Origin of the sequence: Pseudofrankia inefficax, assembly GCF_000166135.1 — a bacterium.
In the GTDB taxonomy this organism is placed as follows: Bacteria; Actinomycetota; Actinomycetes; order Frankiales; family Frankiaceae; genus Pseudofrankia; species Pseudofrankia inefficax.
The window spans coordinates 4,161,333-4,185,027 of sequence record NC_014666.1 but is presented as its reverse complement, the minus strand read 5'-3'; the positions used below and the strand labels follow the sequence as shown (position 1 = coordinate 4,185,027).

The following is a 23,695-nucleotide window of genomic DNA, read 5'->3' as shown; positions in this document are numbered from 1 at the left end:
GTGAGGCAAGCATGGCATTCGCGGATACGACGGCCGATATGGGCGTGCTCGACGTGATGGGAAGCGCTCGCGCCATGCGGTGGTTCAGGCCCGATCCCGTCCCGTGGCCCCTGCTGGAGAAGGTCCTGTGGGCGGCCACCCGGGCGACGAACCCGAACAACCTTCAGCCGTGGGACTTCATCGTCGTTCAGGACGCCGAGGTACGAGCGCGCCTCGGCGGCCTCATCGCGACGTTGACCTCAGGCAGGCCAAGTCCGGTCTCTCCCGAGATCGACCCGACCACGCGCAGGACCTACACGGGAGGCCTGCACCTCATCGAGCACTTCGGCGAGGTCCCGGTCATGGTCTTCATCTGCGGAACCCGTCTCGTCCGCGCGGGCTCCGACCGCATGGACCCCATGTACTCGGCCGTCTACGCGGCGGCGCAGAACCTTCTCGTGGCGGCACGAACGGTCGGGCTTGGCGCGGCCTTCACGACCTTGCACGAGCGAGTCGAGCCGGAGGTGCGCGCGGTGCTTCGCATCCCCGACGACCGGTTTCTGGGAGTCACGATGCCGATCGGGTGGCCGGCCGTCCCCTTCGGACCGCTGACCCGCAAGCCTCTGGACGAGGTCGTGCACCACGACCGCTGGTGATCGACGGTCTCAGGCTCCTCCAGCCGTACTGACCCGTCTCGGGGATCGGCGGCTGCCGGTCCGCGGCGTCCGTATCGGGACGTCCCGCGGTGCGGCCTGCGCCGCTGGCCGTGAAGGATTGGCACATGCCTCGCCCGCCGCAGCCCCTGCTCGACTACGACTCCGTCGTGGTCACGGCACTGAGGATCATCGACGTAGAAGGGCTCGACGCCTTCAGCCTGCCGCGGCTGGCGCGCGAGATGAACGTGCGCGCGCCGTCGCTGTACCACCATTTCCAGGACAAGGCGGAGATCCTGCGGGCGGTCGCGCGGGCGATCGTGCTGGAGACGCCGCGGCCGAGGGAGCGCTCGGCGGCGACCTGGATGGAGTTCTTCGTCGAGCAGAGCCTGAACTTCCGCCGGACGGTGCTCCGGCACGCCAACGCGGCTCCCGTCCTGCTGCAGTTCATGCCCCGCGACGTGTTCGCCGAGGTCTATGACGCCTATGCCGCGTTTCTGACCGAGATCGGTATTCCGCTGCGTCTGCAAGTGCTGATCATGGATGGGATGGACAAGCTCACCCTGGGCGCGGCACTCACCGAGGCGATCAAGCCTCCGTCCGACCGTGGCGAGGTGTTCCCGCACGTGCATCCGGACCAGGAGCCCGTCCTCTACCGAGCGGTCATCGCGAACGAGCACAGCCCTGAGGAGCTGTGGGCCGAGGCCATCCGGGCGTTCCTGCGCGGGATCGTCGACGAGAACCGGCGGCCGCTGCCGGCAGGCGGACCGGTCGGCGGCTGACGGACCCCGGCCCGAGGGAACGGCCCGAGGGAACGGTCAGCCTCCCGTCACCGGGCCGGGATATCGGTTCCGGGCCGGGTGCCACCTCGGCGCTCCCCGGTCAGGTGCCGGGCGTGGCGCCGAAGACGGTCGCGCTGACCAGCGGCGCCGCCGGGCCGCCGACCAGCAGCGAGACGCCGGCGCCGGGGACCGGGTTCGGCGACCCGCCGCGCAGCTGCCGGACCGCCTCCAGGACGAGGTTGATGCCGTGAACGAACCCCTCGGCGAGGTTGCCGCCGGCGGTGTTGATCGGCAGCCTGCCGCCGTCGACGATCAGGTTGTCGAGATGGAGCGTCTTCACGGCGGAGGGACCGGGCTCACACAGCCCAAAGTCGATCATCGAGGCGACCGCCGGGCCGGTGAAGTTCTCGTAGAGCTGGACGACATCGACGTCGTCGGGGCCGATGCCCGCGGCGGCCCAGAGCCGCTGCACCATCGCGGGATGGAAGCCGGCGCTGGTGTAGGCGGTCTCGTTCTCCAGCGACTCCGACCAGCCCCGGCCGCCGCCCTGGACCCCGGCGAGGATGTAGGCGGGCCGGCCACGGTAGCGCTCGACGTGCTCGGCGGGGACGACGAGCAGCGCGGCGGCGCCGTCGTTCTCCCGGGAGCAGTCGAACAGCCGCAGCGGCGAGGACACCCAGCGGGAGTCCGAGTACTTCTCGGCCGTGAGCGGCTGGCCGTATGCGATCGCTCTCGGGTTGCGCTGCGCGTGGTGGTAGCCGGCGAGCGCGACGGCCGCCATCGCCTCGGCCGGGACGCCGTCGTTCTCGAGCATCCGCTGGGTTCTCAGCGCGCAGAACTGCGCGGCGGTGAACAGCCCATGCGCCGTATACAACGGCCCGAGGTGATGCTGGACGTAGGAACCCCGGCCGTCGTCGGCCTGGGTGATCGAGCGGTAGACCGCGACGCAGTCCGCCTGGCCGCTGGCGACCGCCGCCGCCGCGGCGTTGACAGCCGCCGCGACCCCGCCGCCTCCCCCGCCGAACACCAGCTGCGAGAACCGGATCTCCTCGACGCCGAGGTTCGCGCCGAGGCGCAGCCCCTCGTTCGAGTCATGGGCGTAGGACGAGAACCCGTCCACCGCCGTCGGGGACACCCCGGCGTCCTCGCAGGCCCCGATGACGGCCATCGCGGCCAGTTGCATGCCCGAGTACGGGCTGGTGCCGCGCCGGTAGAGCTCCGTCTCGCCGACGCCGACGACCGCGGCGGCGCCGCGGAACCCGCGCTCGCGTTCAGTGGGCACCGCTGTCTCCTGCCGTCCGTGCCTCGTTGGTCCGCTCACGCAGGCGCCAGCGAAGGATCTTGCGGTCGTGGTCGCCGAAGGGGACGAACACTCCGTCGACGGCCTGCCCGATCGCCGGGTCGGCCTCGCCGGGGGTCGGCTCCAGCACGGCGGCCACGCGGACGTCGCCTGCGTGCGGCAGCGTGACGAGGGCAACCACGAACGGCACCCGACCGACCATCGTCGCTTCGAAGGACTGCACCGTCCGGGTCCAGGAGTACACGACGCCCTCGGCGGCGACGGGCTGGAAGGCCAGCTCGAAGCCGCGGCAGCTCGGGCACAGGTGGCGGGGCCCCCAGATCCAGGTCCGGCAGGCGACGCAGCGCTGGACCCGCAACTCGCCCCGGTTCATGGCCTCCCAGTGCTCGGCCTCGACGCGGGGATACTCCTCGGCGAGGAAGACAGGCTCCGGCAGGCGCGACGGCACGTTGCGGGCCTCGCGGACACGCCAGGAACCCTCGTACGCGACCCAGCGCAGGCGTACCTCGCGAGCGTCCGCACCCACGCCGACGCAGCGCAGCCGCGTCTCGACGAAGGCCCCAGCGCCGGCGCGGACCTCCGTGACCTCCGCCTGGACCAGCGGCGCGGGCAGGTCGAGCGAACCGAGGATCTGCTGCCAGCGGTCCGGCAACAGATCGGCCAGCACCGCGCCGCGGTCACCGGCCAGCAGTGCGCGTGCGTGTCGCCGCGCCCGCTGCCTCACCTCATCGACGTCGGCCGCCGTCGTCGCACCCGTCATCTCAGCGCTCCCCTGCGGTGTCGGCCAGTCCCACCTACTGTCGAGAGATATCGGAGCCCGGATTCCCGGCCGAGTGACGAGGTCATCAGCCGGTGGCCGGCGGCGGGAAGTTCTCCAACGCGGCGGCCTTCCAGGCCCCGTCCCGCAGCTCCCAGACGGACCGCAGCCCGATCCGCCCCTTCGGGGTGTCGTAGACCGTCTCCCCCACGCAGGTCTCTCCCTCGGACCGGATGTCCATGACCGTGTACGCGGTGACCCTGCGGGGAGCGATGACGCCTTCGAGGATCCGCGGCAGGTTCACCATGTCCGCGAGGACGGCCTCAAGGTCACCCGCGAGGACGAACTCGACATGCCGTCGGTAGAGCGCCTCGAATTCCGGGGGATGCTGCGGCATCGGACCTGACCTCCTCGTGCCGGGCCGGCTGTGACCTTGAGGTACCGCGGTCACGCGAAGAGGTGCTCCATGTTCTGCGTGAGGTTGATCGTCTTGAGCTCGTAGTAGGCCTGCACCGCCTCGGGGCCGGTGTCGCGCCCGACGCCCGAGCACTTCACCCCGCCGAACGGCGCCTCGGTGTTGTAGGTGAAGGAGTTGACACTGAAGGTCCCGGTCCGGACCCGGCGTGCCACGTCAGCGGCCCGCTGAGGGTCGGTGGTGAACACAGCTCCGTGCAGGCCGTAGTCCGAGTCGTTGGCGATGGCCACCGCCTCGTCGACCGTGTCGTAGGGAAGCACCACGACGACCGGCCCGAAGATCTCCTCGCGGGCGATGCGCATCGCGTTGTCCGCGTTCGTGAAGACCGTCGGCTGGACGTAGCAGCCATGCTCCAGGCCCGCGGGTACCGCGCCGCCGGTCGCCACGGTGGCTCCCGCCGACCTGCCGTTCTCGATATACGACAGCACGCGGTGCTGGTGGCGTCGGGACACCAGCGGCCCCATCGTGGTGGACGGGTCGAACGGGTTCCCGACGACGAAGGACTCGGCGGTCGCGACGAGCGCGCCGACGATCTCGTCGAGGCGGCTACGGGGGACGAGCACCCGGCTATAGGACGCGCATACCTGCCCGGTGTTGAAGAAGGACCCGATCGCCAGCCCGACCATCGTCGTCGCGATGTCCGCGTCATCGAGCACGATCGCCGCGGACTTTCCACCCAGCTCGAGCGTCAGCCGCTTGAAGCTCGCGCCGCACTCCGTGGCGATCTCCCGGCCCGCCATCGTGGAGCCGGTGAAACTGACCTTGTCGACCTCCTGGTGCGCGACGAGGGCCCGGCCGGTGTCGCGGTCGCCCGTGAGGTAGTTGAACACCCCGGCCGGCACTCCGGCTTCGACCAGCGCCTCCGCGATGAAGAACCCGTCCAGCGGCGTCTCCTCGGCCGGTTTGTAGACAACGCTGCAGCCAGCCACCAGAGCAGGCACGATCTTCGAGATCGCCATGTTGAACGGGCCGTTCCACGGCGCGATCGAGGCGACGACACCGACCGGTTCCTTCACCACGGCCGCCGGGCCATACACGGTATTCCGCATCTCGCTGGGCGAGTCCTTCTTCGCGACGTCGAGGAAGTACCTGCCCGTGGCGAGAGCGCCAGGAATCTGCACCTGCGCGATCGAGGTCGGCAGGCCCATCTCGGACGTCACCAGCCGGCCGATCTCGTCGAGATTCGACTCGAGAAGAGTCATCGCCGCGTCGAGAACCTCGGCGCGTTCCTCGACTGATTTCAGTCGCCAGGTTCCCTCGTCGAACGAGCGCCGGGCCGCCATCGCCGCGGCGTTGATCTCGTCAACGGTGGCGTCGGGTGCCTCGCCGATCACCAGGCCCGTCGACGGCGACGTCACCGGAATACGACCCGACGATTTCGCCGTTCGCCACTCACCATCGATCAGCAGCCGATCACGGGTGATCACTTTTCGTCCCTCTCTGGAGAAGCGTGCGAGGCGTGTGCTGACGGCGCCGTATCGCGCGCCGGCTTCGAGGTGTCCGCGGGCACGCCGTCCAGCCCACCTGGGACCCGCCGGGGAACGCGAGTAGCGGGCGGCCTTCACGCCTACCTCGCGGTCACCGTCCGCCCACCGGACTATCGTCGACGAGCGATACCCTACAACTATTAGGCTGGGGGTGTCCAGCGTCACACCGAGGGGGCTCACACGTCAAGAGCGGAGCTGGGGCCAGACCGTCGAGCCGCTCGCCGCGAGTGACGGGCACCCCGTCCGACCTCCAGGGATGAGGTGTACAGTCGCCGCCGCCTCACGATCACCGGCGCCGGTCAAAGGACGGCCAGCGCCAATGGACACGCGTCGACACTCCCGCTTCGAGGCCGTCCGGAGCGGGTTTTGACGCGGCCAAAAGGAGACCTTTCATGTTCTTACGCAGTCGATCGTTGGCGCGAACGGCCACAGTGGTCGCCGCCGCCAGCGGCCTGGCCATACTGAGCGCCTGCGACGGCCCAGGAGGCGCCGGTGGGCACTCGGCCGCGTCGTCGTGCACGGCGCCAGGAGTAACCAGGACAGAGATAAAGGCCGGCCTTCTGTTCAGCGACAGCGGGGCTGGCCAGTCCGCTTTCGGAGCGTATCGCGGCGGGGTGGACGCCCGCCTTGGAATCGCCAACGCCACCGGTGGGATCGACGGCCGCAAAATCGTGTACAGCTGGCGCGACGACGCCTCCGACCCGGCGCAGAACCTCGTCGGGGCACAGAACCTCGTTCAAGCGGACGGAGTGTTCGGCGTCATCGAGGGTACTACCGTGGCCGCTGGCTCCGCGCAGTATCTGGACGGCCAGGCAATTCCGGTCGTCGGGGTCGGTGGAGAGATCGCCTGGACCGAGCACGCCAATATGTTCGCGTGGAGCTACTACACCACCAGGACTGGTTCCAACAGTGTCTGGGGGGACTTCATCCGCAGCCAGGGCGGTACGCGCGCCGTGCTCATCAACTCGGCTGCGGGCGACGCCACCCAGAACTTCCACCGCCAGCTCTCGGAGAGTCTCAGGTCGGCCGGCGTCGACATTGATCAGACCTTCGACGTCACCGCTGGAATGACGAACTTCGATTCCCTGGCCCAGCGTATGAAGGCCGCTCACATCGACACGCTCACCGGTTCCGTCTTCCCCGACGCGCTCGCGCGGATCCTGCCAGCCGCGCGCGCGGCGGGGGTCAACCTGAAGGTCGTGCTGGCTCCGTTGGGCTACGACCCGACGCTTCTCGCCTTGATGGGCCCGGCCCTCGCGCACACGGTCATGTACCTCGACTTCGTGCCGTTCGAGCTGAACACCGCCGCGCACAGCCAGCTGGTCTCCGCGATGGAGACCTACGCACCCCAGGTCCAGCCCCCGGCGCAGGAGAGTGCCGCGTTCGGCTGGCTGTCCGCGGACATGTTCCTGCGCGGCCTGCAGGCCGCCGGTCCGTGCCCCACGCGCGAGTCCTTCATCCGTGGCCTGCGCGCGGTTCGTGACTACGACGGAGGCGGCCTTCTTCCGCATTCTGTCGACTTCGCCGTCAACCGTGGCCAGCTCAGCAGCTGCTGGGACTTCGTGCGCGTCAGCGACGACGGCAGCCGGTTCATCCCGCTGCAGCCCGTCGCCCGCTGCGGGAACCCGCTCACCTGAGCGCGGGGCGCCCGCGTCGACGGCGGCCGCGGGCCGGGCCAGCTCGCGAGCCCGGCTCGTCAGCCGGCGCAGGGGTCGGACGCGGGCTCTCACCGGTCACGGTAGATCGCCGGGCGTTTCTCCAGGAACGCGGCCACCGCCTCCCGGTGGTCCTCGGTCATTCCGGCGAGGGCCTGGGTCCGGTCCTCCAGCGCCACCGCCGCCCGCAGCCCACCGATCTCCTGGTTCGCCCACAGCAGCTCCTTGGTCTGCCAGACCCCGAACGGGCTGAGCTCCGCGATCGCGCGGGCTCGCTCCACCGCGGCGTCGAGGAGCTCCTCGTCCGGGATGACCGCGCTGACCAGCCCGACCCGTTCGGCCTCCGCGGCGTCCAGCGATCCGCCGGTCAGCAGCAGGTCGGCGGCTCGGGCGAACCCGATGGCGCGGGGCAGCAGCCAGCTGACGCCGATGTCGCACCCGGACAGGCCGCGCCTGATGAAGGACGCGTGGAAGGACGCCGACCGCGCGGCCAGCCTGATGTCACACAGCAGCGAGATCGACAGCCCGGCCCCGGCCGCCGGGCCGTTGACGGCCGCGATGATCGGAGCCCGCACCCTGCGGAAGTCCTCAACCAGCTCGGACACATGGCGCTGTCCCCGCAGGCCGGTCTGGGGAACGCCTTCGCCGTGCTCCGGCGACCCGGGCAGGTCGCCGTAGCCGCGCAGGTCCAGGCCCGCGCAGAAGGCCCGGCCGGCGCCCGTGAGCACCACCGCGCGCACCTGTGCGTCATCCTGAATCCCGCGCAGTACGTCCCGAAGCCCCTGGATCAGCTCCGCGGTGATGGCGTTGAGCACCTCAGGACGGTTGAGCCGGACCAGCGTGATGCCGGGCCGCGGCTCCTCGATCTCGATCACGGTGTCAGCCATCGCCCTGGTTCCTTCCGCCCGCCGATCCCGTGACAGCCCTCAACGCAGCAGGTCCCGGCTGATGATCTCCTTCATGATCTCGTTCGTGCCGCCGTAGATCCGCTGCACCCGGGCATCCATGAACGCGCGGGCGATCGGGTACTCGGTCATGTAGCCGTAGCCACCGTGCAGCTGGACGCCGGCATCAATGACCTTCCACTGCACATCGGTGGCCCACCATTTCGCCTTCGCCGCGTCCACCGCGGACAACGCCCCGGCGTTGAGCTGGCGGACGCAACGGTCGAGATAGGCCCGCGTCACCTCGACCTGCGTACGCAGCTCGGCCAGCGTGAAACCGACGGTCTGGAACTCGGCGACGGCCTTGCCGAACGCCCGCCGCTGCCGTACGTAGTCCACCGTCCAGCGCAGGGAGGCCTCCGCCGAGCACTGCGCCGCGACGGCGATTCCCATGCGCTCGCGTGGGAGGTTCTCCATCAGTGACCGCAGGCCCGCGCCGGCGCTGCCCAACAGGTTGTCCGCGGGCACCTCGACGTCGTGGAAGAACAGCTCGGCGGTGTCCTGGGCGGCCAGTCCGATCTTGTCCAGCTTGCGGCCCCGCTCGAAACCGGGCATGCCGCGTTCGACGACGAAAAGGCTGTAGCCGCCGGCGCCTTCCGCCGCGTCGGTCCTGGCGAACACGATCACCAGATCGGCGGTGATCCCGTTGCTGATGAACGTCTTCGACCCGTTCAGCAGCCAGCGGTCCCCCTTGCGGACCGCCTGGGTGGCGATCCCGCGCAGGTCGCTGCCGGCCTCCGCCTCACTCATCGCGATCGCGCTGATCGTCTCGCCCGACGCGAAGCCCGGCAGCCACCGTGCCTTCTGTTCCTCGGTGGCCTGTGCGAGCAGGTAGCCCAGCACGATGTCGTCGTTGACCGCGAATGCCGACTGCAGGGCCGCCGCCCCCGCGTCCGCGATCTCCTCCGACACGACGAAGCGGTAGCGGTAGTCGTTCATGCCCGCGCCGCCGAACCGCTCCGGAACCGCGAGGCCGACCAGCCCGGCGGCCCCCGCCTTCGTCCAGGTGTCGCGGTCGACCTCGCGCCGCACATCCCAGTCGCCCAGGCGCGGCACGACCTCCCGTCGCATGAACTCCCTGGCCGTCGTCCGGTAGGCCTCGTGATCCGCCTCGTAAAGGTCCGTCTCCATGAACGCTCCCGCGCAGGTTGTGAATCTCGCCGAACGTCGCGAGCAACATCGAGGTCGGCGAGGGGATGACTGTGCCGGACCGGTCACGACCGGCCAGGCGTCCGGATGACTCCCGCTACGCGAGCCCGTAGACGGTCTGCTTGACGAGATACGCGTCCAGGCCGTCAGGGCCGAGCTCGCGGCCGAGTCCGCTTGCCTTCACGCCTCCGAACGGTGCGGCGAAGTCGATGACGTAGTCGTTGAGGCCCACGGTCCCGGTCTCCAGCCGTCTCGCGAGCGCCAGCGCGTCGCCCTCGTCGCCGCCCCAGACGGTCGCGGCCAGGCCGAAGTCCGAGTCGTTCGCGATCGCCACGGCGTCGTCGAGCCCGTCATACGGCAGAACGCACAGCACCGGGCCGAAGATCTCCTCGCGGGCGATCGCGGCGTCCGGCGCGACGTCGGCGAAGACGGCCGGGCGCACGAAGTTGCCCGGACCGGGGACCGGCTGGCCGCCGACGACAAGCCGGGCGTCGCGCCGGCCCGACGCGATGTGTCCCAGCACCCGGTCGCGTTGGGCGCCACTGGCCAACGGTCCGATCTGGGTCTTCGGGTCCAGCGGGTGGCCGATCGCGTAGCCGGCGACGACGTCACTCACCCGGTCGACGACCTCTGCGTAGCGCGCCCGGGGGGCGAGAATCCGGGTGCTGGCGTGGCAGGTCTGGCCCGAGTTCGGCAGGCACACGCCCAGCAGCTTCTTGGTGAAGACCTCCAGGTCCAGGTCCTCGGTGAGGATCGCCGCCGACTTGCCGCCGAGCTCGAGCGTGACCGGGCGCAGCAGCTCGCCACAGGTCCTGGCGATCGCCCGGCCCGCAGCCGTCGACCCGGTGAACGCGACCTTGTCGACCCCGGGATGGCCCACGAGGTACGCGCTGACCTCGCGGTCGGCCGCCACGATGTTGAGCACCCCCGGCGGCAGTCCCGCCGCCAGCGCGGCCTCGGCGTAGACCCGGGCGTCCAGCGGTGTCTCGGGCGCGGTCTTGAGCACGACGGCGCACCCGGCCGCGAGCGCCGGGGCGAGCTTCATCGCCGCCAGCGACTGCGGATAGTTCCACGGGACGACGGCGGCGACGACGCCGACGGCCTTGCGCTCCACCGCCGACCTGCCGCCGGACAGGGCGGGCCGCAGCTCCTGGAACGCCAGGTCGCCGATCAGGCCCGCGTAGTAACGGAAGATCGCCGCCGGCGCGTAACCGTTGGCAAGGCGCGACAACGCGATCGGCATGCCGTTCTCGCGGGACACCAGCTCGGACGTCGCCCGAGCGTGATCCTTCAGATAGCGGGCCATCGCCGTCAGCCGTTCGGCGCGTTCGGACGGGCTCGTCGCGGACCAGCCGGGACGGGCGGCGCGCGCCGCCCGGACCGCGCGATCGACGTCCCCGCGCTCGCCGAGCCGGACCGTGGCGACGACCTCGTCCGTGGCGGCGTCACGGACGAGGTGTTCGTCTCCTGTTCCGTTCGCCCACTTCCCGTCGACGAACAGGTCGTCGCCGTGGGTCATCCCGGCCTCCGTTTCCAGCCCGAGTGCACGGATCGGCCGCAGACGCGCGGCGTGGGTATCAGGGCGACCAGCGCGTCCGCGGTCAGGAGACGAGCCGGCCCAGCTCGCGACGGAAGACCTGATTGGCCAGCTCGTTTCGTCCGAGCAGCATGCCGCCCGCGTCCGCGCTTTCCAGGCCGGCCTGCGAGCTGCGCAGCAGGGGGAAGTCCTCGGCGTGAAGAACATCCAGCAGGATCTGCCAGTTCTTGTCCCAGAGGTTCGTCCACGCGGCGTCGGACATGCCGCTCGCTTCCACAGCCGGCACCAGCAACCGCATCTCCATGCGGCTGCGGCCCGGATCCTTCGGGTGCGGACGGAACGTCAGGAGCTCGAAATGGTCTGGCTGACGCAGCAAAGTGCTGTTGGGCAGCAGAAAATGCGTCTCGGTGACGTGCGGGGCAAGGCTGGTCCCATTTGGGTCCTCGTCGAGCCAGCGGTCGATGGACTTCCGCGGCGCGATGAACCGACAGTGCCGGCCGAAGTCCTCCGCCGCCATCACGTTGGTATGGATGTGCCTCGCGGCGGTATTCGCATGGGCGTACTGGATGTGATAGCCGTCCAGGAATGCGTCCTGCATGATCTTCCAGTTGACCGGCTCGTCGAACCCCTCGGCCCGGTAGCAGACAAGATCCGGAAGGCCATAGCCGCCAAGAATCTCGTCCATGGGAGAGCCGAGCCAGGCCGCGACGTCGATCTGCTGGGTAGCGTCGTCGACCAGCCAGACGAAGCCGTGGCGCTCCTCGCAGGGCAGCTCGACGAGGCCGTAGCGCGCGCGGTCCACCTTGCCGAACGTCGCGTCTCGCGTGATCGCCCGCAGGGAGCCGTCCGTGCCGTAGGCCCACCTGTGGTATCCACAGGAGAACACTCGGCAACTACCCTTCTCCTGCTCTTCCAGCAATGCCCCGCGGTGCCGACACAGATTCACGAAGGCCTTCACCACACCGTCAGCCTGTCGGACCACGATGACTTTGTTACGCGGCATCTGCAGCGTGACGAAGTCGCCGGCGCGCGCCACCTCGGAGCCGTGCGCGACGATCGACGGAACTCTGCCGAACACCAGGTTCCGCTCACGCGCGGCAAGCCGCGGGTCCGTGTACTCGACGGCGTCGAATGGTGTCACGACGTCGAACTCGTCGGTCGAACCGTTGCGCAGATGCTCCAACGCCCGCCCGATCCGTGTCTCCCGCGGCGCCGTCAGCTGGGTCATGCCCGCCTCCCTGGTCCCGAAGGCCCGCAATGTTCACCACCCGGGCGCTCGATCCTCAGCCTAACACTTTTAGGTTGAACCGGCAGACCTGGCCGAAACCGCACCAGGAGGACCTGTCAACAATGCCGCCGGACTATGACGCCGGTCACACCCGGACACGCCAGCCGAGATGCCACGCCCGCCCGTAGTGGCGGAGTACTGCCATAATCTGGGCATGTCCCGCCAGTCCGCGCCCTCACTGACCCGCCAGGCGATCGTCAGGACTGCGTTGACGATGGTGGAACGAGACGGCTACGCGGCGTTCACCATGCCCCGGCTCGGCGACGAGCTCGGGGTGCGGACGGCGTCGCTCTACCATCACTTCCGCGACCGCGCGGACATTCTGACCGAGATCGCCCGGACCATCGTCCTGGAAACCGACCTGCCACGTATCGCGCCGTCGGCTCACTGGACCGAGTACTTCGTGACACTGGCCGTCAACTTCCGGCGCACGATCCTGCGCCATCGCAACGCCGCCCCGATCCTCCTGCAGTTCCTGCCCCGCGACGTCCTCACGCCGCTCTACGAAACGGCCGCGCAGGTGCTGGACCAGGCTGACGAACTGGCGCCGTCCAGCCGCATCCTCGTCCTCGACGGAATGGACCGCATCGGGCTGGGATCCGCATTGCTGGAGGCGGCGGCCTCCCCCGAGGCCGACGGACCGTTCCCGAACGCCTCCGCGGAGGCCCAGCCGACGCTGACCGCGGCGCTCACGCAGAACGCGCTGGACGCCGAGCAGCTCTTCGTCGAGTCGATCCGCGCCTTCCTCGCCGGCGTGCTCGCGAACCAGGAAGCACGCGGCGGCTGACGTTGTCAGGCCCCGGCTCGCATCGCGACGTCGCGTCGGATCCCGGCAGAGGCCGCCGCGCGCAGGGCAGGGTCGTCGGGAGCGGGCTGTAGCACAGCGTCGCGCACGAGCTCGTCGATCTGGTCGTCGGCCAGGCCGAGGAGCGACGCGCAGATCTCCCGGGTGTGCTCGCCCTGGAAGGGGGCCGGGCGCAGCTCCGGGTCGGGAATGCCGGAGAACCGAGCGACCCGGGCGTTCGCCGCCATCGGTCCCGGCAGCGCGTCGTGGCGCAGCGTCGCGAACGACTCCCGAGCGAGCAGCTGAGGATCGGTGAGCTCCTCCGGCAGGCGCAGCATGACCCCCGCCGGGACGCCCGCGTCCTGGAGCCTCGTCATCACGTCGCGCGGCGGATGCCGCCGCGTCCAGGCTGCGACGACGGCGTCCACCTCGGGCCGCCGACGGGCACGTGCCGCCGCGGTGCGGAAGGCCGGCGCGTCCGCGAGATCCGGGCGCCCAGCGACCTGGCAGAGCCGCAGCCAGTCATCGTCACCGCGGAGGGACACGACACACCATTCGTCATCTCCGGCGCAGGGGTACACGCCGTGGATCGCGTCGTCCGCCGCCAGGTGGTCGCCGGCGTCCGGCTCCGGTCCGCCGTCGCCGGCGAGCGACTGTGCCGCGAGCCGCGCGCCCAGCGCTACCAGCGCGGCGTCCACCTGCGCACCGGTGACCGTCGCTCCGAGCGCGACGCCGCCGGCCGCCGCCGAGCGGAGGCGGCCGATCAGCGCGGCGAGCAGTGCGACGGCCGAGGCATACGCCGCGACATGGTCGGGATACACCGTCGAGCCGTCGCAGTAGGCGTCGTCGGTGCCGGGCACACGCCACAGCGCGGAGACACCGGCGCAGGCTCGCACCAGAGGGCCGTACCCCATCCGTGCGCTCCAGGGCCCCTGCCCACCGAAGGCGCTGCTGTCCGAGACGATGACACCCGGGTTGATCGCGGCCAGCGCGTTGGGTGAGGCACCGAGCGCCTCCAGCGTGCCCGGCTTGAAGTTCGCGAGCACGAGGTCGGAACGCGCCACCAGTGCTCGAAAGATCTCGGAGCCGCGCGGGTCCCGAAGGTCGAGACCGAGGCCGCGCCTGTTGCGGTGGCCCCAGGCGAAGGACGCGCTCATCGCGGCGCCGCCGCGCGACTGGCGCAGCCCGTCCGGGAACGCGACGTTCTCAATCTTGATCACGTCGGCGCCCTGGTCGGCGAACAGCCGGCCCAGCTCGGCGCCGAACACGATGACCCCGAGATCCAGCACGCGGACGCCCTCCAACGGCCGCGCTCCCACGCCGGCCGGACCGCCGCGGGCGGCGCCCCGCGCGCAGGCGGCGGGTCCGTCCGCGCCGGACGCGCCCGCCGCCGAGCCGAACACGAGGTCGTCATGCTCGCCCGGAAGCGGCGCGCGCCGACGGAAGCCGGCCCGCTCACCGTCGACCCGGACGTAGCCCGACGGGATCCTGGCCCGGATTCCCGGCGCGATCTCGACGTCGACCAGCGCGCCGGTGACGGCGAACTGCTCGGTGGCGAGCACCTGCGCCGGGGTGAGCACCGCGGCGACCGGGACCCCGCGACGGGCGCCCTCGGCCACCAGCTCGGCGCAGGGCCGGTCGCGGAACAGCGCCGCGATCCGTGGGTGCAGCCGGTCCGCGGCCCGGAACCGGGCGGGGATCGTGTCGAAGCGGGGGTCGGCGAACTCCGGCGGCTCCCCCAGCCAGCCGAACATCGCTCGCCACTGCCGCTTCGCGAGCAGGCAGAGCCGGACGTGGCCATCGCGCGCGGCGAACACCGGATAGAAGTCGGCCGCGTCCGGGCGGCCGCGCGGGAAGTCCTCCGTCCGGCCCGCGGCCGCCGTGCCCTGCGTGCCGAAGGCCGGGTCGAAGCCATGGACGACGGCCTCGAACGCGGCCAGGTCGACCAGCTCTCCGACGCCGGTCCGCAGCCGTTTGGCGTAGGCGACCAGCGCGGACCAGGCCGCGAGCACCGCCACCGTGGACTCCACCAGCCCGTCCGGGGGCAGCAGCGGCGCCTCGCCGGGGCGTCCGGACCGCGACAGCACCCCGCCGAGCCCGGCCAGCACCGCCTCGGTCGCCGACCAGCTCCGGTAGGGACCGGTCCGCCCGAAGCCGGTCACGGACACGACGACCAGGCCCGGGTTGCCCGCGAGCAGGTCCCGCGGCCCGACTCCGAGCGCGTCGAGGTGCCCGGGCGGCGCCGACTCGACGACGATGTCAGCCCGGGAGACCAGCTCGCGCAGCCGGTCCCGGCCGGCCGGAGTCTCGAGGTCGAGCACGACGCCGAGCTTGTTCGCGTTGCGCAGCAGGAACGGAAGGCTGTCGCCGGGCCTCGGCCCGGCCCGGCGGGAGGCCGCGCCGCCCGGCGGCTCCACCTTCACGACCTCGGCGCCCAGGTCCGCGAGATACCGGCCGCACCCGTCGGCCAGGCCGTCGGTCAGCTCGACGATCCGCACACCCGTGAGGGGAAGGGTCATGCGCTCGTCCCTCCGCCACCGGCTGCCGGGGTTCCGGACGCCATCTCGGCCGGCGACGAGACCGGCTCCCCCAGCCGCGAGGCGACCGCGAACGCCGGGAGCACCTCGCCCGCCGGCACCCCGAGCGGCTCGCCCGACTGGACGAAGCGGACCTCGACCTCGGTGCCGGCGCGCAGCCCGGACGCGTCGGACTCGACCAGTCGCGCCAGCAGCCAGGGGCCCTCGGCGAGCTCCACGACGACGCTGACGTAGGGCACGGCGGCGGCGAGCGACGGCACCGGCGCCTGGTGCACGACGGCCCAGCTGACCAGCGTGCCTCGGCCCGACACCAAGACGTCGTCAAGGTCGGCGGACCCGCAGCTGGGGCAGGTTCTCGCCTCGGGCCCGAGCACGTCGCCGCCGGCCCGGCACCGGCGGACCAGCAGCTGGCCGCGGGCGGCCGCGTCGAAGAACGACGCGCTCGCGTCGTCCCGCCGGACCGCGGGAAACGCGGGACCCGCGACCGGGTCCGGCCCGCTCATGGGGCGCCCCGGTGCCGGGGGTGCGGACTGAGCACGACGGTCGCGTGGTGCTCCAGGATGCCACCGTTGCCGCTGACCAGGATGACGTCGTTGCGGGGAGCCTGGCGCTGCCCGCCCTGGCCACGGGCCTGGATGACCGCCTCGGACAGCGGCGTCATCCCCCACATGTAGTAGCCGGAGAGCTGACCACCGCCGGTGTTGCAGGCGAGCTTCCCGCCCGGGGCGAGCCGGCCGTCGGCCACGAACGGGCCGCCCTCGCCCTTGGCGCAGAATCCGTAGTCCTCCAGCGTGACGAGGACGGTGTAGGTGTAGCAGTCGTAGAGCTCGCAGATGTCGATGTCCTCGACGCCGACGCCGGCCATCCGCATCGCCTGGGGGCCGGACCGGGCCGCGGGCGTCACCAGGCCCCAGTCGGAGCCGGCCAGCATGCGGCGGGGCTGATGCGCCTGCCCGTAGCCCCACAGGTGCACCGGAGGCTGGCGGAGGTCCGCGGCGCGGTCGGCGGAGGTCACGACGACAGCCACCGCGCCGTTGGAGACCAGGCAACAGTCCAGCAGGCGCAGGGGCTCGGCGATCCACCGGGACGTCTGGTGCCGCTCGACGGTCAGTGGCTCGCGCATCGCGGCGAGCGGGTTGCCCGCGGCCCAGGCGCGCTGGGCGACGGCCACCTCGGCGAGCTGCTCGCCGCGAGTGCCATAGCGCTCCATGTGCCGGCGCGTGGCCAGCGCGTAGAGGATGTTCGGGTTGGTGGCGCCCGAGGCGAGCTGCCAGCCGGCGAGCCCGGCCGGGGCGCCGGCCCCGGCTCCCGGCGCGCCCCAGGCCGCCCCCGCGGGGCGCTTCGGTCGCAGCGGGGTGTCCGCGAAGACGCAGGCGACGGTGCGCGCGGCGCCCGAGGCGATGGCCTGCGCGGCCTGTGCCACCATCGCCCCCGCGCTCGCGCCGAACGCGTTGACCTGCGCGAGCAGACCGAGCGGCCCGGTGCTCAGCACGCCCGCGAGGCTGAGTCCGACGTCCTGGCGGAGGCCGCCGCTGACGAGCAGCCCGTCGAGGTCGGCCAGGGCCAGGCCGGCGTCCGCCAGTGCCAGCCGGACGGCCTCGGCGGCCAGGCTCGTCGACGTGCGGCCGTAGACCTTGCCGAGCTCGGTGATCCCCAGCCCGGCGATGGCGGCCGGCTCCTGGCCGGTCATCGTCCTTCCCAGCGCGGCTGGCGTTTCTCGGCGAACGCGCGGGCGCCCTCGCGCGCGTCACGGCTGCCGAACACCTCTCGCGCAGCCTCCGCGTTGACCCTCCAGACCGCGTCGTCCCAGTCGGAGCCGGCCGAGTAGGTCCGATGCACGACGCGCTTGCTCGCCTGTACCGCCAGCGGGGCGTTGGCGGCGATCCGCTCGGCCAGGTCCAGCGCCACCGCGAGCGCCGTTCCCGCCGGAGCGACCAGGTTGACCAGGCCGAGTTCCAGGGCCCGCGCCGCCGGGACGGACTCGCCGGCCAGCGCGATCTCGAGCGCGATCTTGAGCGGGATCTGGCGCTGCAGGCGGATCACTCCGCCCGCCGCGGCGAACAGGCCACGGCGGACCTCGGGGAGGCCGAGCGCGGCCGTCTCGTCCATCACGGCCAGGTCACAGGCCAGGACGATCTCGGTTCCGCCCCCGAGGGCGAAGCCGTTGACGGCGGCGACCGTCGGCTTGGCCACCCAGTGTTGGACGAGGCCGGCGAAGCCCCAGTCGGGGTGTTCTGGTGCGTCCACCCGGTTGCCGCTGGCGATCTCCCTGAGGTCGGCGCCGGCGCAGAACGCCCGGCCGGCCCCGGTGACCACGACGACCCGCACGTCCGGGTCGTTCTCGGCCCGTTCCAGGGCGGCACCGGCGGCCGTGGCGAGCGCGGAGTTGACGGCGTTGAGGGCGCCGGGACGGTTCAACGTCACGACGGCGACATGTCCGCGCCGTTCGAAGAGCGCGGCATCCGCGCCGGCTCCGGTGACGGGGATGCCGGGGGCCGTGTCGGTCGTCAAGGGTGCGCCTTCCTCATCGAGGGGCGAGCTGGGTCAGTGGGCGGCGCGGGTGTTCCGGACCGGACCACGCGACAGATCGATGAGGTCTGCGCCCGGGATCGGGTCAGAGCGGCCATCGAAAACCTACAACCTATAGGTTAGAAGTGGTTCGTCTCGGTCGTCAACAGAATCCTGCGAACCGAACGCGTCGAGCGGGCGTCGACCGGAAACCTAACATCATTAGGCTGGCGGACACCCATTGTCGATCTCGGTCGGCACCCAGCCCGACAGGGACATCGCGGGCCGCGCAGGCCACGAACCACTCGCCCCGGGTCGACGCAGCGCCTAGTGTGCCTACACCACCGCAGCCACGACCGTCGACGGGAGTGTTGACGGGAGGCGGGCGGCCGCTACCCTAAATGTTATAGGCAGCCTTCACCCTCATACGCCCGGGCCCTTCCGGTGCTGAAAAACGTTCCCATGCCGACAGAGGAGACTCATGGCTACGTCGATCATGTCGGCCTTTGACTGGTGGGCTCGGACCGCGCCCGAACGAACGGCACTGGTCTTCGGCGAGGACGCCGTCAGCTATCGGTTATTAGCCGCGTGGTCGAGCCGGGTCGCCGCCCGCCTCGGGGAAGCCGGCGTCCGCGCCGGTGACCGGGTGGCCGTGGCTGGCGACAACTGTGCCCCCTGGGCCGCCGCCTCGCTTGGTGTGCTGCGCGCGGGGGCGGTGCTGGTTCCCGTCAACCCCCGGCTCGTCGGCGCCGAGGTCCACCGGGTCCTCGGCGACTCGGCCGCCGTCGGCGTCCTCGCCGACGGCTCGGTCGAGATCGCCCTGAAGGACGCCGGCGAGCGGGGCGGCCAGTTCTGGACGATCGGCATGGACGAGGTGGCGGCCCTGCGGGACGGCGCCCTCCAGGACCACGTCCGGATCGACCTGGATCCCGCCGACCCGGTCGCCGTGCTGTTCACCAGCGGGTCCACCGGCCTGTCCAAGGGCGTGATCTGCACGAACCGGTCGCTGCTCGACATCGTCTTCGAGGCGTCGCTGCGCGAGGACGGGCTCGGCACCGGCGTGCGGACCCTGCTGGTACTGCCGCTCTGTTTCACCCCAGGCCTGGTCTACGGGCTGGTGATGACGGGCGTCCTGGGCGGCACCCTCGTGGTGGAGAACGGGTTCGACCCCGCGAAGGCCGTGGGCCTGCTGGAGCGGCACCGGATCCAGGCCGTCTTCGGTGTTCCCCTGATCTACGAGTCGATGGCCCGGGCTCCGGAGTTCGCCGCCGCGGACCTCTCGGCGCTGAACTCGGCGATCGTCGGCGGCGCGGCGGTCTCGATGCCGCTGCTGCGGGCCTGGGCGGCCAAGGGCGTCAGCCTCCGCCAGATCTACGGCATGACGGAGGCCGGCGGCGTGGCCACGGCGAACCTTCCCGAGGAGGCGCAGACACATCCGGACTCCTGCGGGGTCGGTTCGGTCTTCACCGACCTCAGGGTGATCCGCGCTGACGGCACCGAGTGCGCGCCTGGCGAGCCGGGCGAGATCGTCGTGCGCGGCCCCGGCGTCACCCCCGGCTACTGGAACGACCCGGCGACGACGGCGACCGCGCTGCGCGACGGCTGGCTGCACAGCGGCGATCTGGGCACCCGGGACGAGTCCGGGCGCATCCGGTTCGCCGACCGGCTCAAGGACCTCATCATCTCCGGCGGCATCAACATCTCGCCGGTCGAGATCGAGCTCGTCATCGCTCAGCTCCCCGGCGTCGAGGAGGTCGCCGTCATCGCCGCGCGGGACGAGAAGTTCGGCGAGACTCCGGCGGCCATCGTGCGGGTCAGCGCCGAGGTGGACGAGGCGGCGATCGTGGCCGCCTGCGTGTCGCAGATGGCCGCCTACAAGGTTCCACGCTATGTCGTGGTCCGGGAGGCGCCGCTACCGCGGCTCCCGAACGGGAAACTCGCGAAGCCCGCCATCCGCGCCGAATACGCCGACGTCGAGCGGCGGTACGCCAGAGTCCGCTGAACCGGGAAAGAGCGGGTTTTGCGGGCCGGAGAGACGAGACGTCTCTCCGGCCCGCACACGTCGTGAAGACAATCTTCGGGCGGCGCAGCGTTACTGGTTCACCGGGAGTTCTTGCGGCGTCACCACCGCGGGAGGCTCGGTCGTCGTGGCCTCCCCCGCTGTGGCGCCGTCCACCGGGCGCGGCCGGTCGCGGCCGCGGCCCTGCTGGCGCCAGACCGCGAAGGAAACGGCGATCAGCAACGCGAGTCCGTTGAACATGTCGGGAAGCCACTGGACGCCGGTGACGAGCTGAAGCCCCTTGATTCCGGTCGCCAGCGCGTACAGCGCGATCAGCGTCCCCCACACGTTCACGTGGCCCGGGGTCAGCTGGGTGGAGCCCAGGAAGACGGCGGCGAAGGCCGGGAGCAGCAGCGCGCCGCCGAACGTGAGCGACGGTCCCGACAGGGAGGCGTAGAAGACCCCGGCCACGCCACAGAGGGTGGCCGACGCGATCAGCGCCAGCCAGGTCCACCGGCCGGTGCGGACGCCGGAGAGCCGGGCGGCCTCCGCGTTGCCTCCGACGGCGTAGAGGTAGCGGCCGGCGGGGGTGCGCGCGAGGCCCCACCAGGCCACGACGGCGATGGCCAGCATGTAGAAGACGATGACCTGGAAGCCCAGGACCTCGTGCTGGGTCAGGGAGCTCCAGGCCGTGGAGCTCGGCGGCAGTGGCTGGGCCTGTCCGGCCGTGATGGCCTGGAAGGCGCCGATGACGGACGCGCTGCCCAGGGTCGCGATGAACGAGTTGACCCGGCACACCACGACGAGGAAACCGTTGATGGCACCGATCAGGGCACAGAGCGCGATGGTCGCGCCGATCGCGGGCCACATCGGCCAGCCATGGTTGCTCTGCAGAACGGTGACCATGATGGTCGAGAAGTTGACGGTCGCCCCGACGGAGAGGTCGTAGGCGCCGCCGGCGAGCGGCACGAGGACGGCGATCGCGACGATCGCGGCGATGGCCTGCTGAGCGGCCACCGCGTGCAACGTCCCGGCCGTCAGGAACAGCCGTGGGACCCAGACCGCGAAGACCGCGATGAACAGCGCCCACAGGTACAGCCCGCTGAACCTGTCGAGGCCGAGGCCGGGGAGTCGGCGGGAACTCATCAGGTCGTCCTTTCGGCGGCGAGCGCCGCCCTGTTGACCGCGGGAACCGACAGGGCCTCGCCGGAAAGCTCCGCCACCGCGTGACCGCCCCGCAGGACGACGACCCGGTGGCACAACGCCACCAGTTCGTCGACGTCGGCCGAGCTCACGACCACGGCGGCTCCGCCGTCGGCGGCGGCCACGATCTGCTGGTGGATCTGCGCCTTCGCGCCGATGTCGACGCCCTGCGTCGGCTCGTCGAGAAGAAGGACGCGCGGGCGGCACCGCAGCCACTTGGCCAGCAGCACCTTCTGCTGGTTGCCCCCGCTGAGGGCGGCCAACGGGAGGTGGACCGCCGCCGCCGGCCGCACATCCAGCTTCGCGAACCAGGTGCGGGCCACCGTCCGCTCCTCGCCCAGCCGCAGCAACGGCGGGCGCCACAGCGGCCCCAGGTCAGGAAGCGTGAGGTTCGCGGCCCCCGTGAGGTTCATGATCCCGCCGTGCGTCTTGCGGTTCGCCGGCAGATACGCGACGCCCGCGTCGATGGCGCGACGCGGATCTCCCGGCCGCAGGGACACGTCGTTGACCATCACCTCGCCGCGCTCGGCACGCAGCATCCCGAAGACCGCGGCGAGGACGCTCTCCCGGCCAGACCCGGTGAGACCGGCGATGCCCACCAGCTCGCCGGCCCGGACCTGGACGGACAGCGATCGAAGCGGCCCGGCCGCGACGTCGCGGACCTTCAGGACAGCGCGCGCCCTCGGCGCGGGCAGCGCCTGCGACGAGGCGTGCGCCTCGTCGAGCTCGCTGCCCAGCAACTGGTTCACCAGGCGGCCTCGGGTCAGGTCGGGCACCGGCGTCGTCGCGACGACCCGCCCGTCGCGCAGGACGGTGGCCACGTCGGCCACGTCGAACACCTCGTCGAGGTGGTGGGTGACGTAGAGGACCCCGGTGCCGGCGGCGGCCACCGCGCGGACGATGTCCAGCAGCTGGCGCACCTCGTCGTCGGGGAGCGTCGCCGTCGGCTCGTCCAGCACCAGCAGTGCCACCTCGGCGGCGCCCGGGCGCAGCGCGCGAGCGACCGCCAGGCCGGTCCGGACCGCCGGGCTCAGGCCCGCGACGGGCCGGCGCGGGTCCAGGTCGAGCCCGACGCGGGCCAGATCCTCCCTGGCCGCGCGCAGCAGTCGCGGCCAGCGGATGGTCCCCCACCGCGAGGGGAAGCCAGACGTGAGGAAGAGGTTCTCGACGACGGACAGGCTGTCCACCAGACCGAGGTCCTGGTGGACGAACCGGCACCCGTGGGAATCGGCGACCGTCGGGTTGCCGAACGGCAGCGGTCGACCGGCGACGAGGACCCGGCCGCCGGGGTCGGGCCGGTGGTAGCCGGCCAGAATCTTGATCAGCGTCGACTTTCCCGAGCCGTTCTCGCCGAGCAGCGCGTGCACCTGGCCGCGTTCGACGGTCAACGCCACGCCGTCGAGCGCCACGGTCGGCCCGAAGGTCATCCGCAGGTCCGACACCTCCAGCACCGGAGCACGGCGGCCCGGGATCTCCCGGGCCGCCGCGTCGGAGGTACTGGTGCTCAACCGAGGCCCCACAGCTTCCTGAACTGGGCCACGTAGTCGCTGGGCGCGTCGACCGAGTCCTCGGGCTTCGTGACCGTCGCCTTGGTCAGCAGCAGGTAGGGCGTCGCCCCGTCGCCGTCCGCGATCGGCATCTTCTGCGCGTAGCGAAGCGCGACGTCGACGGCCTTCCAGGACGTGATCTTCAGGGGAATGTTGACGAACGCCGTCTCCGTGCCGGCGAGAATCGCCTGCTGGTCGACGCTGGTGGGATTGATGCCGATGATGTGGATGCCCGAGCGTCCAGCGGCCTTCGCGGCCGGGACGAGCCCCGCGGTCCATTCACCTTCGACGGTCACGACATAGTCGATCGACGGGTCACGTTGCAGCGCCGAGACGACGGCCGGCACTACCCCGTTGCTTGCCGTCTGGGCCAGGGTGATGTCCACCTGTTTGACCGAGCAGCCCGGGCAGGCGGACGCGACCTGGCTGGAGAAGTCCCCGGTGAACTGCTTGAACGCTCCGATGTCCGGGACGTTGAGGACCAGTGCCTTGCCACGGCCGCCGGAGTTCGCGACGAAATAGCTCGCGATGGCCTTCGCCTGGGCGGTGATGTCGGCGGGCCCGTTGAGGCTGCCCGCCGGAACCGCGGGGCTCTTGCTGGTCTCTCCGGCCCCAACCGGGATGAGCGGCACGCCCGCGGCGGCGAAGGCGGCGACCTGGCTGCCCCAGACCGCCTCGGGAAGGCCGGCGAACGAGACACCGACCGGTGGCGGGCTCAGCGTGAGGGCCTGCTGCATTCCGGCGATCAGCGTCGCCGGGTCGGCCGACTTGATCGGTATGGACTTGAAGCCCAGGCCCGCCGCACTCGCCGCCTCGCTCATGTTCTTGTTGAGGATCTGGCACAGCGCCAGCTCGCAGGACAGGTAGACGAAGGTGCCGCCGGTGGGCGCCTTCGTGAGGCGGTCGGTCACGCCGAGCGACGTCGGTGGCTTCAGCAGCTGGTCGACCACCGCCTGGGCGCTCGCGACGGCGGCCGGCGCCGGGGCCGACGAGCCTGCGGCCGGTTGCGTACCCCCGCTGGAGCCGGAGCTCCCGCACGCGGCCGTCGCCAGCAGAAGCCCGGCCAGGGCCCCCACGGCAAAGGCCGATCGTAATCCGGCCCGCGGTCGGC

General features: G+C 71.4%; 20 protein-coding genes. 5 read left to right on the top strand and 15 right to left on the bottom strand.

What is annotated here, in order from left to right; all coding sequences use genetic code 11:
- Positions 1–11: 11 nt before the first annotated feature.
- Together FRAEUI1C_RS16890 and FRAEUI1C_RS16885 are read left to right on the top strand one after the other, a co-directional pair.
- Positions 12–635, top strand: coding sequence for a nitroreductase family protein (locus FRAEUI1C_RS16890; protein ID WP_013424526.1), 624 nt, complete (start codon positions 12–14; stop codon positions 633–635).
- Positions 636–760: 125 nt separating this feature from the next.
- Positions 761–1,414 (top strand): TetR family transcriptional regulator, encoded by a 654-nt coding sequence (locus tag FRAEUI1C_RS16885; RefSeq protein ID WP_013424525.1) that lies wholly within the window; start codon positions 761–763, stop codon positions 1,412–1,414.
- A 100-nt stretch (positions 1,415–1,514) separates the two neighbouring features.
- Here the strand turns inward: FRAEUI1C_RS16885 and FRAEUI1C_RS16880 are convergent, their stop codons facing one another.
- The 4 genes from FRAEUI1C_RS16880 to FRAEUI1C_RS16865 form a co-directional block, all read right to left on the bottom strand.
- Positions 1,515–2,696: a thiolase C-terminal domain-containing protein gene (locus FRAEUI1C_RS16880; protein WP_013424524.1), complete on the bottom strand. Its 1,182-nt coding sequence runs from the start codon at positions 2,694–2,696 to the stop codon at positions 1,515–1,517.
- Positions 2,686–3,474: a Zn-ribbon domain-containing OB-fold protein gene (locus FRAEUI1C_RS38375; RefSeq protein ID WP_013424523.1), complete on the bottom strand. Its 789-nt coding sequence runs from the start codon at positions 3,472–3,474 to the stop codon at positions 2,686–2,688. Before FRAEUI1C_RS38375 ends, FRAEUI1C_RS16880 begins: the two co-directional genes overlap by 11 nt.
- Positions 3,475–3,559: 85 nt before the next feature.
- Entirely contained in the window at positions 3,560–3,868 is a 309-nt protein-coding gene (locus FRAEUI1C_RS16870) for a hypothetical protein (protein WP_013424522.1), read from the bottom strand.
- Positions 3,869–3,918: 50 nt separating this feature from the next.
- Positions 3,919–5,598, bottom strand: coding sequence for an aldehyde dehydrogenase (locus FRAEUI1C_RS16865; RefSeq protein WP_232425460.1), 1,680 nt, complete (start codon positions 5,596–5,598; stop codon positions 3,919–3,921).
- A gap of 227 nt (positions 5,599–5,825) precedes the next feature.
- Here FRAEUI1C_RS16865 and FRAEUI1C_RS16860 point away from each other — a divergent pair, with 227 nt between their 5' ends.
- Positions 5,826–7,070, top strand: coding sequence for an ABC transporter substrate-binding protein (locus tag FRAEUI1C_RS16860; protein WP_013424520.1), 1,245 nt, complete (start codon positions 5,826–5,828; stop codon positions 7,068–7,070).
- A gap of 89 nt (positions 7,071–7,159) precedes the next feature.
- Here the strand turns inward: FRAEUI1C_RS16860 and FRAEUI1C_RS16855 are convergent, their stop codons facing one another.
- The 4 genes from FRAEUI1C_RS16855 to FRAEUI1C_RS16840 all read right to left on the bottom strand — a co-directional run bounded on the left by FRAEUI1C_RS16855 (position 7,160) and on the right by FRAEUI1C_RS16840 (position 11,946).
- On the bottom strand, positions 7,160–7,975 hold the full coding sequence (locus tag FRAEUI1C_RS16855; protein WP_013424519.1) for an enoyl-CoA hydratase/isomerase family protein: 816 nt from the start codon (positions 7,973–7,975) through the stop codon (positions 7,160–7,162).
- 39 nt (positions 7,976–8,014) lie between these two features.
- Positions 8,015–9,163 carry an acyl-CoA dehydrogenase family protein gene (locus FRAEUI1C_RS16850; RefSeq protein WP_013424518.1) on the bottom strand — a complete coding sequence of 383 codons (1,149 nt, stop codon included), beginning with the start codon at positions 9,161–9,163 and terminating at the stop codon, positions 8,015–8,017.
- Between the two features lie 115 nt (positions 9,164–9,278).
- Entirely contained in the window at positions 9,279–10,700 is a 1,422-nt protein-coding gene (locus FRAEUI1C_RS16845; protein ID WP_013424517.1) for an aldehyde dehydrogenase family protein, read from the bottom strand.
- A gap of 82 nt (positions 10,701–10,782) precedes the next feature.
- Positions 10,783–11,946 (bottom strand): aromatic ring-hydroxylating oxygenase subunit alpha, encoded by a 1,164-nt coding sequence (locus FRAEUI1C_RS16840; protein ID WP_013424516.1) that lies wholly within the window; start codon positions 11,944–11,946, stop codon positions 10,783–10,785.
- A 187-nt stretch (positions 11,947–12,133) separates the two neighbouring features.
- Here FRAEUI1C_RS16840 and FRAEUI1C_RS16835 point away from each other — a divergent pair, with 187 nt between their 5' ends.
- Complete coding sequence (locus FRAEUI1C_RS16835) at positions 12,134–12,793, top strand: TetR/AcrR family transcriptional regulator (protein WP_157734968.1); 660 nt, start codon at positions 12,134–12,136, stop codon at positions 12,791–12,793.
- 5 nt (positions 12,794–12,798) lie between these two features.
- On the opposite strand, the gene FRAEUI1C_RS16830 is transcribed toward FRAEUI1C_RS16835, so the two are convergent.
- Genes FRAEUI1C_RS16830 through FRAEUI1C_RS16815 form a run of 4 tightly spaced genes read right to left on the bottom strand, consistent with a single transcriptional unit; the run spans position 12,799 to position 17,838 of the window.
- A complete protein-coding gene (locus FRAEUI1C_RS16830; RefSeq protein WP_013424514.1) occupies positions 12,799–15,309 on the bottom strand; it encodes a CaiB/BaiF CoA transferase family protein in 2,511 nt (836 codons plus the stop codon).
- Entirely contained in the window at positions 15,306–15,830 is a 525-nt protein-coding gene (locus FRAEUI1C_RS16825) for a Zn-ribbon domain-containing OB-fold protein (RefSeq protein ID WP_013424513.1), read from the bottom strand. The genes FRAEUI1C_RS16830 and FRAEUI1C_RS16825 overlap by 4 nt, the downstream gene beginning before the upstream one ends.
- A complete protein-coding gene (locus FRAEUI1C_RS16820; RefSeq protein ID WP_013424512.1) occupies positions 15,827–17,017 on the bottom strand; it encodes a thiolase C-terminal domain-containing protein in 1,191 nt (396 codons plus the stop codon). The genes FRAEUI1C_RS16825 and FRAEUI1C_RS16820 overlap by 4 nt, the downstream gene beginning before the upstream one ends.
- Positions 17,014–17,838 carry a crotonase/enoyl-CoA hydratase family protein gene (locus tag FRAEUI1C_RS16815; RefSeq protein WP_013424511.1) on the bottom strand — a complete coding sequence of 275 codons (825 nt, stop codon included), beginning with the start codon at positions 17,836–17,838 and terminating at the stop codon, positions 17,014–17,016. Before FRAEUI1C_RS16815 ends, FRAEUI1C_RS16820 begins: the two co-directional genes overlap by 4 nt.
- Positions 17,839–18,316: 478 nt before the next feature.
- Here FRAEUI1C_RS16815 and FRAEUI1C_RS16810 point away from each other — a divergent pair, with 478 nt between their 5' ends.
- Positions 18,317–19,837 carry a class I adenylate-forming enzyme family protein gene (locus tag FRAEUI1C_RS16810; protein WP_013424510.1) on the top strand — a complete coding sequence of 507 codons (1,521 nt, stop codon included), beginning with the start codon at positions 18,317–18,319 and terminating at the stop codon, positions 19,835–19,837.
- Positions 19,838–19,927: 90 nt separating this feature from the next.
- On the opposite strand, the gene FRAEUI1C_RS16805 is transcribed toward FRAEUI1C_RS16810, so the two are convergent.
- The 3 genes from FRAEUI1C_RS16805 to FRAEUI1C_RS16795 are packed head-to-tail and all read right to left on the bottom strand — an operon-like array spanning position 19,928 to position 23,660.
- Entirely contained in the window at positions 19,928–20,980 is a 1,053-nt protein-coding gene (locus tag FRAEUI1C_RS16805; RefSeq protein WP_013424509.1) for an ABC transporter permease, read from the bottom strand.
- Positions 20,980–22,545 (bottom strand): sugar ABC transporter ATP-binding protein, encoded by a 1,566-nt coding sequence (locus FRAEUI1C_RS16800; RefSeq protein WP_232425459.1) that lies wholly within the window; start codon positions 22,543–22,545, stop codon positions 20,980–20,982. Before FRAEUI1C_RS16800 ends, FRAEUI1C_RS16805 begins: the two co-directional genes overlap by 1 nt.
- The gene (locus tag FRAEUI1C_RS16795) at positions 22,542–23,660 is read right to left on the bottom strand and encodes a sugar ABC transporter substrate-binding protein (protein ID WP_157734967.1); all 1,119 of its coding nucleotides are present in this window, start codon (positions 23,658–23,660) and stop codon (positions 22,542–22,544) included. The genes FRAEUI1C_RS16800 and FRAEUI1C_RS16795 overlap by 4 nt, the downstream gene beginning before the upstream one ends.
- Between the last annotated feature and the right edge of the window lie 35 nt (positions 23,661–23,695).